This is a genomic window from Pseudolysinimonas kribbensis (genome assembly GCF_030161895.1).
GTDB classification, from domain to species: Bacteria; Actinomycetota; Actinomycetes; order Actinomycetales; family Microbacteriaceae; genus Pseudolysinimonas; species Pseudolysinimonas kribbensis.
The window spans coordinates 1,958,774-1,975,917 of sequence record NZ_BSVB01000001.1 but is presented as its reverse complement, the minus strand read 5'-3'; the positions used below and the strand labels follow the sequence as shown (position 1 = coordinate 1,975,917).

Genomic DNA, 17,144 nt, shown 5'->3' with positions numbered 1-17,144 from the left:
TACCCGCTGGGAATAGCATGACAGCGTGATCGACCTCAGCCTCCGACGCCTGGAGTACTTCGTGGCGGTCGCCGAGGAGCTCGGCTACAGCCGCGCCGCCGAGCGCGTGCACGTGGCTCAGCCGGTGCTGAGCCGACAGATCGCGCTCCTCGAGAAGGAGCTCGGCGTCATCCTCTTCGCCCGTTCGACCCGCGGCACGGCCCTCACCGACGAGGGGCGCGCTCTGCTTCCGGATGCGCGCGCCCTGCTGCAGTCGGCATCGGCGCTGCAGCGACACGCGCGGCACGCGGCACGCGGCGTCGAGCGGCTCTCGATCGGGTTCATGCCCGGCCTCATCGTGACGCCGATCGTGCAGGGGCTGCGCGCGGAGGTTCCCGGCCTCGAGGTCGACCTCGTTCGCACCGGCTGGGACGACCAGGTCGAGACGATCCTCGACGGCCGCGTCGATCTCGGGCTCGTGCGCCTACCGGTGAGCGCGCCCGGGATGTCGGTCGAGCCCCTGTTCCGCGAACGGCGCCTGGCGATGCTCGCGGCCTCGCATCCGCTCGCCGCCCGTCGCGAGCTGACGGTTGACGACCTCGCCGAATGGGACCTGCTTCAGGCCCCCGACGCCATGCCCGAGTGGCGGGACGCGCGACGGCGGGCGGGCCGCTCCGCGGGGCGGGTGAGCGGACATCCGCGGGAGGTCGAGGTCAAGCTCGAGCGCGTCGCCGCCGGCCAGGGCGTCGCGGTGCTGCCTGCGTCCACAGCGGGTTTCTACCGGCGGCCGGATGTCGTATCCCGGCCCGTCGCCGGGATCGGCCCGAGCGAGGTGGCCGTCGCGTGGATGGCGCATCGCCGCTCCCCGGCGCTGCGTGCCGCCGTTGCGCTCGCCCATACCCTCCGGGCATCATTGACGACCGAGGAGGTCTTGGACGACGAGGCGGTCGCGGCCCGAACCTGAGGCCATGACACTCGACAGCTCCTCCCGCGTCGTCCTCCTCGGCGGCACCAGCGGAATCGGTCTCGCGGTCGCCCGCCGCGCCGCCCTCGCGGGTGCACAGGTCACGATCGCCTCGCGCAACCCCGCATCGATCGAGCGCGCCCTCGGCGAGCTCCCCGCCGGCGTCATCGGCCGCGCCGTCGATGCGACGTCCGCCGAGGAGGTCGCCGCCTTCCTCGATGGCGTCGGCGAGTTCGACCACTTCGCCTACACCGCGGCCGAGAACCTCGTGGGCCGGACCCTCGACGAGATCACGGCGCAGAACGCGGCCGAGTTCTTCGGCCTCCGCCTCTTCCACGCCCTCGACGCCGTGCGGCTCGCCGTGCCGCACCTGCGCGCCGGCGGCTCGGTCACGCTCACCAGCGGTACGGCCGCGTTCAAGGGGGCCCGGGATGGGCGCTCGGCTCCGCCGCGTGCGGCGCGATGAACGCGGTGGTCCGGTCCCTCGCCGTCGAGCTCGCCCCGCTGCGAGTGAACGCGGTCGCACCGGGCGTGCTCCGCTCGCCGCTGTGGTCGGCGATGAGCGACGCGGATCGCGAGACGATGTACGAGAGCACCGCCGCGTCCCTGCCGCTCGGCCGAGTCGCGGCGCCCGACGACGCCGCGAAGGCGTACGTCGCGCTGATGGACCAGGACTACGTCACCGGCACCATCGCCGTCGTGGACGGAGGGACCCTGGTCGCCTGAGATCGCCATCGGCCGCGGTGCTGCGCGGTGTTCGCGGACTGACTCAGCGGAGTCGTGAGACGGCGAGAGCCCCGGAATCTCAACGACTCCGGGGCTCTTGCGTGGCGGTACCGGCGGGATTTGAATTCGTCCATCCCAAACCGGCCGTCCGAGTTCGCGATTCCGTCGTTTTTCGCCCTCAGTCAGGCACTGCTCGATCAGTACGGCGTTGCTCATTGGTTGCCACGTTGTTGTCACGTTCTCCCGAGGCTGGGCATTTCGGCGCTGTGACTAGGCCCCATCGAGAGTGACCTGAGTGGGATCGGTCTCATCGGCGGCCTCCCGGTTGTGTGCGGGAGGCCGTTGCCGGTGCGGGAAAGATCGGCCTCGTCCGTAGGTCACGCTGGGACCTCGTGTGGCCTCAGAGGTCTTGACGAGAATCCCGCGATCGACCAGGTCTGCAAGCACTCGCGATGCCCCCACCGTGTCGAGGTCCAGGAGAATCCGCACCATCCGAGCATTGATCGTTGTGGTCTCGTGCACGAGGTCGATGATCTTCCGGTCGAGCTGGTCCGTCGTCCGGCGTCTGTACGTCACCGCCGGTCCGAGCGCGGCCAAGGCCTCCTCCCGCAGCCGATAGCGAGGTTGTGCACGTCGCGCGGTCTCGCGCGTGGGCTCGAGGAGTCGAACTTCGTCGTTGCTCAGTCGCGCCAGAACGGATTGCGCTTCCTCCGCGGACGCCTTCTGCAGAAGGCGGGTCAGCTCTTCTGCCTTGACAGTCTTGTTGGTCAGCAGCGTCAGGAGGATCAGCATGGTGTCTGCGTCCGCGGCCTCTTCGCGCGGCAGCGTTGATACATATCGGGCGAGAGCCGTGTTGGGCGCGCCGCCCAACAGAGTGACCTCGACTTGGGTCGGATCCGCGGTATAGCGCGGGGGCTGGTGGCCGACTCGAGCCATCTCTGCGTACATCCGGTCGACTCCGGATCCGGCAGTCTCGGCTAGCCCGAGTGATCGCATCGCATTGGCAAGATTCGAGTTGCGAGTGCGAGATGACGTGGTGAGGACGTTGTTTACGTTGACCCCGGGGACGAATCCACCCGGTGAACTGACCCTGAGCTGGGTGACCGTGTGCTCGACGGAGGTCCGCTCCAGGCTGAAGTACTCGCGGTGCATCATGCCGTTAACTACGGCCTCGCGGACTGCGGGCTCCGGAAGATCGGCGATGTGTAGCTGCTGACCTTTGCCGATCGACACTGGAGTTGTCTCCAGGCGAGCATCGATGAGGTCGAACACGCGCTGGACTGCCACGACGAGCGGTCCTGGGATCTGCTCGTTCGCCGTTAGCTGGCCGGCCGGGGTGCGCCGATGCGTGTATGAGATGAGCGTCTTGTCGGCATACAGGCGGCTGAACATCAGCGCCCCAGCGTTGGTGAGCGTCTGATCGTCGAGCACCACACCAGCGGCGCGCAAGAGTTCTACATCAGGCAGTTCCGCCCACCTCCGCTTCGACAGATCGCTAGAACGCGCGAGGAGATCTCGTGCGACCTGCATCGCAAACGGGTCCAGCGCATCCATACCTGCGTGGCTGCTCGCGAGACTCCAGTCCCTGCCTGTCTTCTGTGATGTAACGACAGTGATCCGATCCGTCGTCATAGGCATGCAGCTCGTCCCGATGCGCTCGGTAGGTATTTTCCCGTTGGCGCTGTGCACCTGGGTGCTCTCAGGGACGTCGATGACCACCACCCGTCCGTGCTCCGTCTGCCGGTCCACGATCTCGACCAGCAGTGGGGGCTGAGTCAGTTCGTGGATCCGAACGCGAGTTCGTTCAGGATCGAGCCTCGTTCCCTGGATGGCCTCTGGCCCGGTAATCGAGTCAGAGACGCCCACGACGATCACTCCGCCGGCGGCATTGGCCAAGCAAGCCGCGGCATCGGCCAGATTGACGAGATCGGCGGGGAGCGACCGCCCGTCCGTCTTGAACTCGACGTGACGCGCCTCGAGTTCGTCAGCGCTGGTGGTGCGGTTAGCGATTTGAGCGATCAGCGTGTCGACGAGATCTGTCATGATTTCCCGAATGTTTTGCGGAAGCCTTCACTGTGAAGGGTACCGCAAAACTATCGAGAAACTTCGTGCGGGGACAGGAACGTCGGCAGGCGGGCCAGGGCGTCCTTAACCTCAAGCCGCTCGTCTACGAAGGACTTAGATTCCCGGGGCGTCCACCGCACACTCCTGGAAGCGTCACTCACGCAACCAGCAAAGCTCGCGCCAAACCATCCCAACACGACGCGACTGCGGTAGACGTCTATGCAGCTCAGGGCGTGAGGCTGTCGAGTACCCAGCCGAGAGTCCCGGTCAACAGGTGCATGCGGTTCTTGGTGTCCGACTCCCCGCCCGCCCCGGGGTGGCTGCCTTTTGAGTGCAGCTGCGACCAGACCCCGTCGAGGAACTTGCGGCCGTTCGCATCGATGAGATCCGCGTTCGCGAACGCGGCGATCGCACTTCCGCCTCCCGGTGGGTTCGGAATGGTTAGCCCGTCTCTGGACGCGATCTCCAACAGCAACGCTTCCAGCGCGGGTCGGATCTGGCTGTTCGCGGAGGTCCATTTCGAGTTCCGCAGGTGGGTGCTTGCCTCGCCGAGGTGATGCTCCGCGGTTGAGAACCCGAGTTGCAACAGGCGAGCTCGGAGCTCGCTGGTCCGTTCGGCGAAGGGTGCGCCGCCGTCGCCCCGCAGCACCACTTCGCGAAGTGTGACGACCTCAATGTCCGGCTGTGGGGGCCAAATGTTGCTCTTGGCAGGCGCCCTCGTCTCGGCGATCGAATAGCCGTCCGCTTGAAGCGCTTTGTCAAGCCGCGCCAGCCACCCCTGATCCCTGGAGGGCCAGGAGTCGGGCTCGATCATGAGGTCGATCAGCTTGAGAACCTTCTCCTCGCCAAGCGGATCCTTGAGGAGCGCCGTGTCGAGGGTCCGCGTCACCCGGTTCACCCTGTTCAAACCGTCGACGTTGCCGGGGTCATGCTTAGCAAGATCTGCTTCGCGAAGCTTCTGCCCGACCTCGCTGTGACCGGCTTCGGACAGCTTGTCGATGATCACGGCCGTTACTGGCCCGGAGAGTGGCACGTTCGGGATCGTATCCAACCAGCCGACGGGCAGGTGGATCTGGCTCAGCTGGGGCGGCTCACCCTGCCGTGGCAAGCCCAGACCCTCCGCCAATCTGGAAGGTAGTCCGGCGGCTCAACGTCCAGACGAAGCAGATGTGTCGTCTGCGGCACGCAGCGCATGACTCAGCCGCCATTCCGTCGTCACCGCCTCCGCGATCGCCTCATGCGCAAAGCGACGATGTGAGCCTCAGAGTGAGACTTGTCAGGGTCGGCACCGGATAACAAGTGCGCCTGGAGCAGAAAAACCCCTGCTCAGCAGGGGTTTTTCATGGCGGTACCGGTGGGATTTGAACCCACGGACGGGGTGAACCGTCACATGTTTTCGAGACATGCTCCTTCGGCCGCTCGGACACGGTACCGGGAGAGAGTTTACCCAACAGGGGGTGGTGGTCTTCACAGTCCCGACATAGGTTCGAGACGGCCCCCATTCGGGGGACGTGACCATGCCTCAGCGCTGGAGGATCAATGTCGAACCGTCCGCTCCGCGCCGCCCTCGTGGGCGTCGCCACCGTCGCGCTCGCCGCCGGCGGGATCCTCGCCGGGGCCGTCTCGGCGAACGCCTGGCCGGGTGGCCACGGAGGCCCCGGCGATCACGGGCATTCGAACCACGATGCGGCCCTGACGCCGCGCACCCAGTTCACGATGGCCGCCGACGGATCGAGCGGGGCGACGCAGGGCGGGGAGGGCATCCCGAACATCGACATCGTCAAGAAGACCATCGCCACCTACTACGGCGACCCCGGCACCGGCATCGCCAACAAGACGTCGTCTCCCTATATCTCGGAGATGAACGGCATCGTCGCGAAGATGACCGCGGAGTTGCCGCGCCTCTACGCGAGCTCGGTCGCGCACCACCCGGATCAGAAGCCCGCCATCGTGTTCGACACCGACGACACGATGCTGTGGACCTACGACCAGGAGGTCGGCGAGATGCACTTCGTCTTCGACCCGGCCGCCAACAACACCGACGTGCTGGGCGAGGTGTTCCCGGCGACCCCGGCGATGGTCGGGTTCGAGAAGGCGGCGCAGCAGGCCGGCTTCGCGGTGTTCGGGATCACCGGCCGCAGCGCCGCGCAGAAGCCCGCCTCCATCGAGAACGTGACCAAGGTCGGCTACACCGGCTTCACCGCCGATAACTACTTCACGAAATGGGCGACCGGTGAGCAGCCGAGCTACGTGACCTGCGCGACCGCCGGCTGTACGACCGTCGAGTACAAGGCGAACACGCGCAAGCACATCGAGAACGACCTGCACTACGACATCGCCCTCAACGTGGGCGACCAGTGGTCCGACCTGCAGGGCGGCTACTCCGACAACGCGCAGAAGCTGCCGAACCCCACCTACTATCTGCCGTCGCCCGACCTCGCGTCGATCCAGCAGTCCGGAGTCGACGAGCGCAGCCTCCAGCCGCGCACGCGCTTCACGATGGCCGCCGACGGATCGAGCGGGGCGACGCAGGGCGGGGAGGGCATCCCGAACATCGACGTCGTCAAGAAGACCATCGCCACCTACTACGGCGACCCCGGCACCGGTATCGCGAACAAGACCGACTCGCCCTACATCCGCGAGATGACGCGCATCGAGTGGCAGCAGCTGCCCAAGATCGCGGCCGCGTGCTACGTCGGCAAGCGGCTGCACCAGAAGCCGGCGGTGATCTTCGACACCGACGACACCATGCTGTGGACCTACGACCGCGAGGTGGGCACGATGCACTTCCACTTCGACCCGGCGCAGAACAACCAGGACGTGCTGAACGAGGTCTTCCCCGCGACGCCCGGCATGGTGGCGTTCGAGAAGGCGATCCTGAAGGCCGGATGCCAGCCCATCGGCATCACCGGACGCAGCGCCGCCCAGAAGGCCGCCTCGATCGAGAACGTGACCAAGGTCGGCTACATCGGCTTCACCGATGCGAACTACTTCGTGAAGTTCGCCGCGGGCCAGAAGCCGGCGTATCTGGACTGCGCGGCCGGCGCGACCTGCACGACCATCGAGTACAAGTCGGGCACCCGCGCCTACCTCGAGACGAAGGCGGGCGGCAAGTACCGGATCGTCGCGAACCTCGGCGACCAGTACAGCGACCTCATCGGCGGCCATGCGCTGTTCGACGTGAAGCTGCCGAACCCGACGTACTACCTGCCCTGAGGCACCGGCGCCCTGCCGATCCGAGAGCCCGGTCACCGCGCGTGACCGGGCTCTCGGTTCGTTCATAGGTCCGCTCAATGGTGCGCATATGAAGCGTGGCCATCGTCCTCAGCGTGAAGCCCACGCGTCGCGCTCTGGTCAACGGCATCCTGGTCGGCGTCATCGTGCTGGCGCTCGCCGGCGGCGGGCTCTGGCTCTGGCATCCCTGGTCGGCATCGGCCGCCGGCGCCTCCGCGACCCGGCTCACGGCGACGGTGCAGCGGGGGTCGGTCAGCCAGACCGTCACGGCGAGCGGGTCGATCGCGCCCACGCGTGAGGTCGCGGCCTCGTTCCAGGTCTCGGGCACGGTGTCGGCCGTCGACGTGAGCGTCGGCCAGGTGGTGACCGCCGGGCAGACGCTCGCCACGATCGACGCGAGCGACCTCGAGACGGCGCAGAGCGAGGGCTGGACGCAGTACGTGCATGCCGAGCAGAACCTGACGGCGGCCGAGCAGCAGGCGACCTCCGGCTCCGGGCAGGGCGGCGGCAATGCCACGGCGAGCATCAACGCGGCCAAGGGCGCCGTGACCAAGGCCTCCGACGCCTATCAGCAGGCGAAGGCGCAGGTCGCCCTGGCGACCCTGACGGCGCCCATCGGCGGGCTCGTGATCGCGGTGAACGGCGAGGTCGGTGGGTCATCGGGCGGGTCGAGCGCCTCGTCGGGCAGCGGCACGAGCGGCGGATCCGGGGCGTCCGGCGGCGGCTCGGGCTCGAACTCGTCGAGCAGCTCGGGATCCGGGTTCGTCACGATCGCCGACACCTCGGCCTACGTCGTGACGGCGAACATCGCGGAGGCCGACATCGCCGACGTCGCGGTCGGCCAGGCCGCCTCGATCACCTTCCCCGCGCTCACCGGCATCACCGCGACCGCGAAGGTGACGGCGATCTCGCCGACGGCCACGGCATCCAACTCGGTCGTCACGTATGCGACGACGATCACGCTCGACAAGCTGCCGGCCAAGGTGCGCCTCGGGCAGACGGCCGAGGTCGCGATCACGATCGCGTCGAGCAAGGACGACGCCCTCTTCGTGCCGGCGGCCGCGATCACGACGGCGAACGGCACCTCGACGGTCGAAGTCGTCGATCAGAAGACCGGCACCACCTCGACGGTCGACGTGATCACGGGGGTCGTGGGCGATCAGGGCACGGAGATCACCCACGGCCTCACGGCCGGCCAGACCGTCGTGATCGGCACGCTCACGCCGAGCACGACGGGCACCGGCGGCACGACGGGCATCACCGGAAGGACCGGCACACGCGGCGGATTCGGCGGTGGCACCGGGGGCTTCGGCGGCAACGGCGGCGCCTTCGGCGGCACGGGCGGCTCCTTCCGCGGAGGGGCGAACGGATGACGCTCCTCCCACCGCGGCATCCGGTGCTCGAGCTGCACGGCATCCGGCAGACCTACGGCAGCGGCGACACCGCCGTGCACGCGCTGCGCGGCATCGACCTCACGGTCGACCGGGGCGAGTACCTCGCGATCATGGGGCCGTCGGGCTCCGGCAAGTCGACGCTCATGAACCTGCTCGGCTGCCTCGACATGGCGAGCTCCGGCACCTGCGTGCTCGAGGGGCATGACGTGGCGTCGCTCGACGAGCGCGCGCTGGCCCGCGTGCGGGGACGCCGGATCGGGTTCGTGTTCCAGTCGTTCAACCTGATCCCCCGGATGTCGGCGCTGGCCAACGTGGAGCTCCCGATGGTCTACGGCCGGGTGCGCCGCGCCGAGCGCCGGCAGCGCGCCGAGGCCGCCCTCGACCTGGTCGGGCTCGCCGACCGCGCCGGTCACCTGCCGAACGCGCTCTCCGGAGGCCAGCAGCAGCGCGTCGCCATCGCGCGGGCGCTCGTGACCGACCCCGCGATCCTGCTCGCCGACGAGCCCACGGGCAACCTCGACTCGGCCTCGACCGAGGACGTGCTCGAGATCCTCGATCGGCTCTCGGGCGAGGGCCGCACCATCGTCGTGATCACCCACGAGGACGCCGTCGGCGCCCGGGCCGGGCGGGTGGTGCACATCCGCGACGGGATGCTCGTGAGCGACGTCCGCGGCAGGGGCGCGGTCGCGGCCGAACCGGCCGGGAGTGCACGATGACGCCCGGCGAGCTGCTGCGCAGCGCGTTCCGCGGCATCACCGCGAACAAGCTGCGCTCGGCGCTCACGCTGCTCGGGGTCATGATCGGCGTCGCTGCGGTGATCCTGCTGCTCGCGGTCGGCAACGGCAGCTCGACCCAGATCCGCGACCTCATCACGCAACTCGGCACGAACACGCTCACGGTGCGCGCGGGCAGCGGGTTCGGGTTCGGCGGGCAATCGGGCGCGTCGTCCGACTCGACGAAGAAGCTCACGCTGCAGGTCGCCGACCGCCTCGCCGCCTCCCGGCTCGGGCACGTCGACGCGGTCGTGCCGCAGGTGGACACCTCGCTCACGGTCGCCTCCTCCGCGTCGGAGGACTCGACCTCGCTCATCGGCACGACCCCGCAGTACTTCACGGTCACCACGAACCGCATCGGCTCGGGCGCCCCTTCACCGACGCCGACGTGACCGGCGCGGCGAAGACCGCGGTCATCGGCGCGACCCTCGCGTCGGAACTGTTCCCCACCGGCAGCGCACTCGGCCAGTCGATCGATGTCGGCGGCACGCCGTTCACCGTGGTCGGGGTGCTGCAGACGGTGTCCTCGACCGGCGCGCAGGATGCCAACTCGGTCGTGATCGCTCCCATCAGTCGCGTGCAGCGCAGCTTCACCGGCTTCGGCCCGATCAGCACGATGACGGTGGAGGCGACGTCGGCGGACGACGTCGCCGCGGCGCAGGGCGAGACCGAGGTCATGCTGGATCAGCTGCTGGGGTACGACCCCGACACGGCATCCGGGGCGACGCCGGCGCCGTACACGATCACCGACCAGACGCAGCTGCTGCAGACGGCCGCGGCGAGCGCGCAGAGCTTCACCGTGCTGCTCGGGGCCGTCGCGGCGATCTCGCTGCTGGTGGGCGGCATCGGCGTGACCAACGTCATGCTGGTGACCGTCACCGAGCGCACCCGGGAGATCGGCATCCGGAAGGCGCTCGGCGCGACCCGCGGGGCCATCCTCGGCCAGTTCCTCGTCGAGGCGGCGACGCTCACGCTCCTCGGCGGCGTGCTCGGCGTGATCATCGCGCTCGTCGGCGCGCAGTACCCGATCAACGGCACCCAACCCGAGGTGCTCGGGTTCTCGATCCCGCTCGCGCTCGGCGTCTCGGTCGCGATCGGCGTGTTCTTCGGCGTCTACCCGGCGGCCCGCGCCGCGGCGATGCGCCCCATCCAGGCCCTGCGCGCCACCTGACCCGGACACCCATCACGAAGGGATTCACCATGAACGACGACACGACACCCGCGACGCCGGGCGACGAGCACGACCCCGCGGCGCTCCCCGCGCCCGACCCGGACGCCCCGGCCGCGCCGAGCGCCCCGAGCGCCCCGAAGAAGAAGCTGACGAGGTATCTGACACCCGCGCTCGCGGTCGTCGCGGCACTCGTCGTCGGCGGTGTCGGCGGAGTGTTCATCGGCCAGAGCACCACCCACGCCGCCCCGCAGCGAGCCGGCTTCGGCCAGGGCGCGGGAGGGGTCCGCGGCGGCGAGGGCTTCGGGGGAGGACAGGGCGGCGCGGGCGGAGGCCAGGGCGCCCCGGCCGGCCGGCCCGGCGCGGGCGGAGCCTTCACGGCCGGCACCATCACCGCGGTCGAGGGCAGCACCATCACGCTCAAGCTGCAGGACGGCTCGACCGTCAAGGTCGGCACGAGCGCTGCGACGAAGGTCACCCGGACGAGCACCTCGAGCGTCTCGAAGCTGAAGTCCGGCGACAGCGTCACCGTCATCGGGCAGAAGGATGCGTCGGGCGATGTGTCGGCGACCGCGATCGCCGAGGGCCAGACCGGATTCGGCGGATTCCGCGGCGGCTTCGGCGGCGGCACCGGCGGCGGCAGCGGGTCGGGCTCCGGCAACTGAACCCCCTCACCCGGGCCCGCCGCGCGGACATCCTCCTCCGATGCGGCGGGCCCGTCCTCTGCCGTCGGAGGGGCGACCTAGGCTGACCGCATGGCTCGACCGACCGCCGCGTACGCGTGCAGCGACTGCGGCTGGACGGGCGCCAAATGGTACGGCCGCTGCCCGGAGTGCCAGGCCTGGGGCACCGTGATCGAGCGGGATGCCCCGCGCGTCGCGATGGCGCCGGCCCCGGTCTCGCAGGCCCGCGCCGCCCGCCCGATCGCGCAGTGGGGCGCCGAGGCGAGCGCCCACGTGCCGAGCGGGATCGCCGAGTTCGACCGCGTGCTCGGCGGCGGCGTCGTGCCGGGCGCCGCGATCCTGCTGAGCGGCGAGCCGGGCGTCGGCAAGTCGACCCTGCTGCTCGAGGTCGCGGCGCGGGCGGCCCGCCGCGGCATCCGGGTGCTCTACGTGAGCGCCGAGGAGTCCGCGAGCCAGGTGCGGCTGCGCGCCGAGCGCACGGGGCGCTTCGCAGCGAGAACGGCGCCGACGAGCTCTATCTCGCGGCCGAGACCGACCTCGCCACCATCCTCGGCCAGGTCGACGTCGTGCAGCCCGAGCTGCTGATCGTCGACTCGGTGCAGACGGTCTCGTCGGCGCTGTCCGACGGGGCCCCCGGGCAGCCGTCCCAGGTGCGCGAGGTGGCCGGCACGCTGACCCGCGTCGCCAAGGAGCGCGGGCTGCCGGTGCTGCTCGTCGGCCACGTCACGAAGGACGGCACGATCGCCGGCCCGCGGCTGCTCGAGCACCTCGTGGATGTCGTGTGCCACTTCGAGGGCGACCGGCAGACCGCGCTGCGCTTCATCCGCGCGCAGAAGAACCGCTTCGGCCCGACCGACGAGGTCGGCTGCTTCGAGATGACGGGCGACGGCATCGCCGAGGTGCCCGACCCGAGCGGCCTGTTCCTCTCCCGCTCGTCCGCTCCCGTCAGCGGCACGTGCGTCGCCATCGCGATGGAGGGGCGCCGCGCCCTGCCGGTCGAGGTGCAGGCGCTCATCGTCGCCACGCAGGCGCCGCAGCCGCGACGCGTCGTGAACGGCGTCGACGCCTCGCGCGTGGCGATGCTGCTCGCGGTGCTCGAGCGGCGGTGCGGGCTGAAGCTGTCGAGCTCGGACGTCTACGTGTCGACCGTGGGCGGCATCCGGCTGCAGGAGCCTGGAGCCGACCTCGCGATCGCGCTGGCCATCGCGAGCGCCGTCAAGGATCAGGCGCTGCCGGCCACCCTCGCCGCGATCGGCGAGATCAGCCTCGCGGGCGAGATCCGGCCGGTGAGCTCGGCGACCCAGCGTGCCGCGGAGGCCCGGCGGCTCGGGTTCTCCGGTGTGCTCGACGGCGAGGCGGGCGTGCTGCGGGAGGCGATCCGCGTCGCGTTCGCGCAGACCGTGCCCGGCGACCGCGTCGACGTGCCCGCGTTCTGAGCGCCGGGCAGGGCGGCTACTGCAGCACGAACTGCTTGCTGGCGCTCGAGGTGACGCTGCCGACCTTGACCTGCAGGTGGTAGCTCGCGCCGCCGGCGATGACCGGGGTCTTGTTCGTCGCCGAGCAGGTGCTCTTCGACGACCGCGTGCGATCCCAGGCGAACGGCGTCGTGGTCAGCGACTTGCCGGGCTGCAGGGTGCGCACGTCGGAGACGGCGTCGGTCTGGCAGTCGGTCGAGGTCCAGATCGTCTCGGCACCGCTCGTGATGGTGTACACCTGCGCCTTGGTGCCGACGTCGAGCGTGCACGCCTTCGCACCCGAGTTGGTGATCGACATCGAGAGCTTGGGCTGGGTGGTCGACGCGTAACTCGCGGCATCGGTGACGGGCGTCAGCGTGATGACGCTCGGATCGCATGAACCGGCCGGACCGTCGGTGCTGAAGGTCGGGTTGGGGTTCGGGGATGTGGCGTGCGGGCCGGGCGACTTCGTCTCGGCCGAGCTCGGCGAGCCACCGCCCGGCCGCACGACGATCAGCACGATCACGACGAGGACGGCGACGACCCCGAGCAGCAGCAGCAGCCGTCGACGCCAGTACACCTGCGGCGGCTGGGGACCCACGGGGTTGCGGATCGACGACATGCGCACAGGGTAAGACCGGCCCGGCGCACGGGGCGGAAGCCTCGCCGCGAACTGGCGGGCGTCTCAGCCGCGGAACTCCTCGCCGAGTCGCGCGGCCGTGGCCATCAGCAGAGGCACCGCACGGACGCCGAATGCCTCGTCGACGCGACGGTCCGGCCCCGACACCGAGATCGCGGTGGGCACGGGAGCCCCCGGCACCACCGTGGCGAAGCAGCGCACCCCGACCTCCTGCTCGCCATCGTCGATGGCGTAGCCGCGCTCGCGGATCACGGCGAGTTCGTCCAGCAGCTCGCGCATGGTGCCGATGCTGCGGTCGGTGGCCGCCGGCATCCCGCGGCGGTCGATGATCTCCCGCACCCGCTCCTCGGGCAGGGAGGCCAGGATCGCCTTGCCGACGCCGGTGTCATGCGCGTGCGCACGCCGGCCCACCTCGGTGAACATGCGCACCGAGTGCCGGGACGGCGCCTGGGCGACGTACACGATCGTGTCGGAGTCGAGCACGGCGAGGTTCGCCGATTCGCCGAGCGCCTCGACGAGCCGGACGAGCTCCGGGCGGGCGACCGCGCCGAGCTGCTTGTGCGCGGTCTCGCCGAGCCGGATCAGACGCGGTGCGAGCAGGTAGCTGCGACTCGGGCTCTGGCTCACGTAGCCGAGCCCGACGAGCGTGCGCAGCAGCCGGTGGATGGTCGGCAGCGGCAGGTCGCTCGAGGCCGCGATCGCGCTCAGCGTGAGCTCCCCGTCCGCCGCGGCGATCAGCTCGAGGATCTCGAACGCGCGCTCGACGGACTGCACGCTGCCCACTCGCTGGACGGCGGCGTCGTCGACCGGGGACGAAAGGGCTTCGGTCACGTGTCCCTGTCCCTTCCGATGAGCGCGTCCGTCATACACCGGACCACGCCATTCTCCCACTCCCGGCCGTGACTCGTGACGACGACCGACCGATCCTCAGCCTTTCAGGCCGCTGCCGAAACTCCGGATCATGTACCGCTGGAACACGAAGAACACCACCAGCACCGGCACGCTGGCCATCAGCAATCCGGCGAAGATCTTGCCCCAGTCGGCCCCGTACTCCCCGACGAACCCATAGATCTGCACCGGCAGCGTGACGTTGTTGGTGCCCCCAGATACAGCAGCGGGGTGAAGAACTCGTTCCAGATCGCGATGCCGTCCAGGATGATCACCGTGCCGGTGACCGGCAGCAGCAGCGGGGCGACGACGCGGGTGAAGATCTGGAAGGTGCTCGCGCCGTCCACGCGCGCCGCCTCCTCGTACTCGGCGGGGATCTGGCGCATGAAGCCCGTGTACAGGATGACCGTGAGGGGCAGTTGCACCCCCGCGTTGAACAGGATCACCGACAGCGGATTGCCGCCCAGCCCGAGCTGGGTGAACAACCGGTACAGCGGCAGCACCCCGATCTGGAAGGGCACCATCATGCCGGCCGCGACGAACGCGTACCAGCGGCCGCCGCCCTTGCCGAGCGCACGAGCGAAGTAGTAGCTCGCGCCGGACCCGATGACGACGAGGATCGCGACCGCGAGCACCGTGATGACGAGGCTGTTGACGAAGGCGGGCCCGAGGCCGCCGGTCTGCCACGCCTGCACGAAGTTGTCCAGATACAGGCTCGTCGGCGCGCCGAGCGGGTTCGTCGCGACCTCGGGCGATGAGCGGAAGCCGACCGAGATCAGCATCCAGAGCGGGAAGACGAAGACGAGCGCGGCCGCGATCATGACGATCTCGACGATCAGCGTGCGCCATCGGTAGCGGGTCACTGCAGGCTCCGATCACGGAACAGCCGCATCTGCGCGAAGGCGACGACGGCGATGAGGGCGAACACGATGAGGCCGAGGGCGATCCCGTAGCCGTAGCGGTTGTACAGGAACGCCTCGTTGTACAGCAGGGTCGACAGCGTCTGCGTCGCGTACCCGGGGCCGCCCTGCGTGGTCGCGACCACCTGGTCGAACAGCTTGAGCGAGGTGATGAGCGAGAGGGTGAGGTTGATCGCCGTCGGCGTGCGCAGCAGCGGCCAGGTCACGTAGGCGAAACGTTTGATCGCACCGGCCCCGTCGAGCGCCGCCGCCTCGGTGATCTCCTCGGGGATGTTCTGCATGCCCGCGAGGAAGATGACCATGGAGTACCCCGAGTACTGCCACACGACCACGGAGACGACGCCCCAGATCGCGGTCGACGGATCGCCCAGCACGTTGAAGTTGCTCCAGCCGAGGGCGGCCGCGATCGACGCCACCGGACCGTTGGGCACGTAGAGGAACTGCCAGAGATAGCCGACGATGATCGGCGTCATCACGACCGGCGCGAACAGCAGCGTGCGCAGCACGTTGCGCGTCTTGATCCGCGAGTTCACGCCGAGGGCGAGGGCGAGGCCGGTGACGTTCTGGGCGATGGTGATCGTCACCGCCATGACGAGCGTGTTGATGAGCGCGCCGGCCGTCTGCGGGTCGGAGAAGAGGCCGACGAAGTTGTCGATCCCGTTGAAGTGGATCGCGCTGCCCAGCCCGCTCCAGTCCGTGAAGGCGTAGACGATGCCCTGCACGGTCGGGTAGGCGACGAGCGCGACGAAGAACACGAGCGCCGGCACGGCGAACCAGAACGGAACACCGAGCCGACGGGTGCGGCGACGGACGGCACCGGGTCGAGCGATGTCTGTTGTCATGACGTCTCCGATGGAGGCCCCGGGCCGGCCCGCGGCGGGCCGGACCGGGGCGGGCCGGGTCAGGAGTCGCCGAGCGACTTCTGGATCGCGTCGACGACCCCCTGCACCGTCTGCTTGCCGACGAGCAGGTTCTGGCATTCGGCGATCATGGTCTGCTTGACCTGGTAGCCGGGCCAGAAATTGGTCTGCCACAGGGCGACCTTGTTCGAGAGGTACTGCTTCTCGACGCCCTTCATCTCGGGCTGCATCTTCGTGCTCGAGGTCGGCGTGTACGGCACCCCGAAGTTCGCCTTCGCGGCGGCCGCGAGCTGGTCGGGCTGACCCATGTAGTTCACGAACGCGACGGCCGCCTTCTTGTTGTCGGTCGAGGCGGCGACACCCCACGCGGCACCCGTGTTCAGGGTGAGCACGGTGTCCGAGGCGTTCTCCGTGGCGGGCAGCGAGTACATGTCGAAGTTCAGCGAGGGGGCGTCCTGCTTCAGCGTCGGCAGGTTCGACCCGATGATGTCGACGCCGAGGGCCTTGCCGGATGCCACGAGCTGGTCGGCCGCTGCATCCGAGTACCCGGTGGGGTTGTCCTGGAAGCACTTGGCGTCCTGCATCTTCACGTACTGCTTGAGCGCCGTCGTGAGCGAGTTCTTCCAGAGCTTCGAGGTGCTCCACTTCACGCTGCCGTCGGCGAGGTGCTGGGCGAACTTCGGGTCCTTCGAGTACACGAGCGTGTTGGCGAGCTCGAGCGGCACCTCCGTCGAGAGGTAGCCGGTCTGCGCGCCGATCGCGATCGGAACGATGCCCTTCGAGCTGACCGTCTGGCAGAAGTCGAGCATCTCGGAGAAGGTCGTGGGCACATGCACCTTGAGCTTCTTCATGAGGTCGGTGTTGTACTCGACCCCGGTCGGGTTCTGGAAGCTGTTCAGCGCGTAGACCTTGTCGTTGTAGGTGACGAGGCTGTTCGCGGTCGAACCGACCGTCTTGACCCACGGGCTGGACTGGAGGCTCTGCAGCTCGCCGGCCTCGGCGAGGATCTTGGTCGCCATGGCGTTGCCCGACCCGCCCCACACGAACATGACATCCGGGGCGTGCTTGGCATCGAGCTGCGCGCGGATCTGCGGCTGATACGTGTTGGAGACCGCCTGGGTCGTCTGCACGGTGAGCCCCGGGTTCTGCGCCTTGAACGAGCTGATGGCGTCATCGATGTAGGCCTGACCGCTCAGGAAGCTGACGGTCAGCGACCCGCTCACCTTCGGCCCCTTCGCGGGCGCGCCGCTGGCGGTTCCGGCGGCGCCGGGCGTCGCGGTGGAGCACGCGGCGAGCGCCGACGCGGCCACCAGAGCGATCACGGCCGCGGCGATCCCGCGGCGACGACGGGGCCGTGCCCCGGCGGAGTGCTGCAGGGTGAACATCTTCGTCTCTCC

The 17,144-nt window shown here is 69.2% G+C and carries 13 protein-coding genes, 1 tRNA gene and 3 pseudogenes; 9 read left to right on the top strand and 8 right to left on the bottom strand.

What is annotated here, in order from left to right:
• The first annotated feature begins 25 nt into the window (after positions 1-25).
• Together QQK35_RS11015 and QQK35_RS11010 are read left to right on the top strand one after the other, a co-directional pair.
• Entirely contained in the window at positions 26-943 is a 918-nt protein-coding gene (locus QQK35_RS11015; RefSeq protein WP_284254208.1) for a LysR family transcriptional regulator, read from the top strand.
• Positions 944-947: 4 nt separating this feature from the next.
• Positions 948-1,604, top strand: a pseudogene (locus QQK35_RS11010) (SDR family oxidoreductase); the annotation flags it as partial.
• Positions 1,605-1,939: 335 nt separating this feature from the next.
• Here the strand turns inward: QQK35_RS11010 and QQK35_RS11000 are convergent.
• The 3 genes from QQK35_RS11000 to QQK35_RS10990 form a co-directional block, all read right to left on the bottom strand.
• Positions 1,940-3,712 (bottom strand): ATP-binding protein, encoded by a 1,773-nt coding sequence (locus tag QQK35_RS11000; protein WP_284254205.1) that lies wholly within the window; start codon positions 3,710-3,712, stop codon positions 1,940-1,942.
• Positions 3,713-3,959: 247 nt separating this feature from the next.
• Positions 3,960-4,739, bottom strand: coding sequence for a hypothetical protein (locus QQK35_RS10995; protein ID WP_284254203.1), 780 nt, complete (start codon positions 4,737-4,739; stop codon positions 3,960-3,962).
• A gap of 337 nt (positions 4,740-5,076) precedes the next feature.
• Positions 5,077-5,166: transfer RNA gene (locus tag QQK35_RS10990), tRNA-Ser, on the bottom strand.
• A 106-nt stretch (positions 5,167-5,272) separates the two neighbouring features.
• Here QQK35_RS10990 and QQK35_RS10985 point away from each other — a divergent pair.
• From QQK35_RS10985 to radA, 7 genes and pseudogenes are all read left to right on the top strand, one after another.
• Complete coding sequence (locus QQK35_RS10985) at positions 5,273-6,949, top strand: HAD family acid phosphatase (RefSeq protein ID WP_284254202.1); 1,677 nt, start codon at positions 5,273-5,275, stop codon at positions 6,947-6,949.
• Between the two features lie 95 nt (positions 6,950-7,044).
• On the top strand, positions 7,045-8,340 hold the full coding sequence (locus QQK35_RS10980; protein WP_284254201.1) for an efflux RND transporter periplasmic adaptor subunit: 1,296 nt from the start codon (positions 7,045-7,047) through the stop codon (positions 8,338-8,340).
• Positions 8,337-9,077 carry an ABC transporter ATP-binding protein gene (locus QQK35_RS10975; RefSeq protein WP_284254200.1) on the top strand — a complete coding sequence of 247 codons (741 nt, stop codon included), beginning with the start codon at positions 8,337-8,339 and terminating at the stop codon, positions 9,075-9,077. Before QQK35_RS10980 ends, QQK35_RS10975 begins: the two co-directional genes overlap by 4 nt.
• Positions 9,074-9,741, top strand: a pseudogene (locus QQK35_RS10970) (ABC transporter permease); the annotation flags it as partial. The gene QQK35_RS10975 and the pseudogene QQK35_RS10970, both read left to right, overlap by 4 nt.
• A gap of 9 nt (positions 9,742-9,750) precedes the next feature.
• Positions 9,751-10,305, top strand: coding sequence for an ABC transporter permease (locus QQK35_RS10965; protein WP_431311844.1), 555 nt, complete (start codon positions 9,751-9,753; stop codon positions 10,303-10,305).
• 29 nt (positions 10,306-10,334) lie between these two features.
• A complete protein-coding gene (locus QQK35_RS10960; protein WP_284254197.1) occupies positions 10,335-10,967 on the top strand; it encodes a DUF5666 domain-containing protein in 633 nt (210 codons plus the stop codon).
• A gap of 90 nt (positions 10,968-11,057) precedes the next feature.
• Positions 11,058-12,421 (top strand): annotated as a pseudogene (gene radA / locus QQK35_RS10955) (DNA repair protein RadA).
• Between the two features lie 16 nt (positions 12,422-12,437).
• On the opposite strand, the gene QQK35_RS10950 reads toward radA, so the two are convergent.
• The 5 genes from QQK35_RS10950 to QQK35_RS10930 form a co-directional block, all read right to left on the bottom strand.
• On the bottom strand, positions 12,438-13,061 hold the full coding sequence (locus QQK35_RS10950; protein ID WP_284254196.1) for a hypothetical protein: 624 nt from the start codon (positions 13,059-13,061) through the stop codon (positions 12,438-12,440).
• 63 nt (positions 13,062-13,124) lie between these two features.
• Positions 13,125-13,910: an IclR family transcriptional regulator gene (locus QQK35_RS10945; RefSeq protein WP_284254195.1), complete on the bottom strand. Its 786-nt coding sequence runs from the start codon at positions 13,908-13,910 to the stop codon at positions 13,125-13,127.
• A 179-nt stretch (positions 13,911-14,089) separates the two neighbouring features.
• The gene (locus tag QQK35_RS10940; protein ID WP_284254194.1) at positions 14,090-14,830 is read right to left on the bottom strand and encodes a carbohydrate ABC transporter permease; all 741 of its coding nucleotides are present in this window, start codon (positions 14,828-14,830) and stop codon (positions 14,090-14,092) included.
• Positions 14,827-15,729, bottom strand: a complete 903-nt coding sequence (locus QQK35_RS10935) for a carbohydrate ABC transporter permease (protein ID WP_284254193.1) — start codon at positions 15,727-15,729, stop codon at positions 14,827-14,829. The genes QQK35_RS10940 and QQK35_RS10935 overlap by 4 nt, the downstream gene beginning before the upstream one ends.
• A 59-nt stretch (positions 15,730-15,788) precedes the next feature.
• The gene (locus tag QQK35_RS10930) at positions 15,789-17,132 is read right to left on the bottom strand and encodes an ABC transporter substrate-binding protein (protein WP_284254192.1); all 1,344 of its coding nucleotides are present in this window, start codon (positions 17,130-17,132) and stop codon (positions 15,789-15,791) included.
• Between the last annotated feature and the right edge of the window lie 12 nt (positions 17,133-17,144).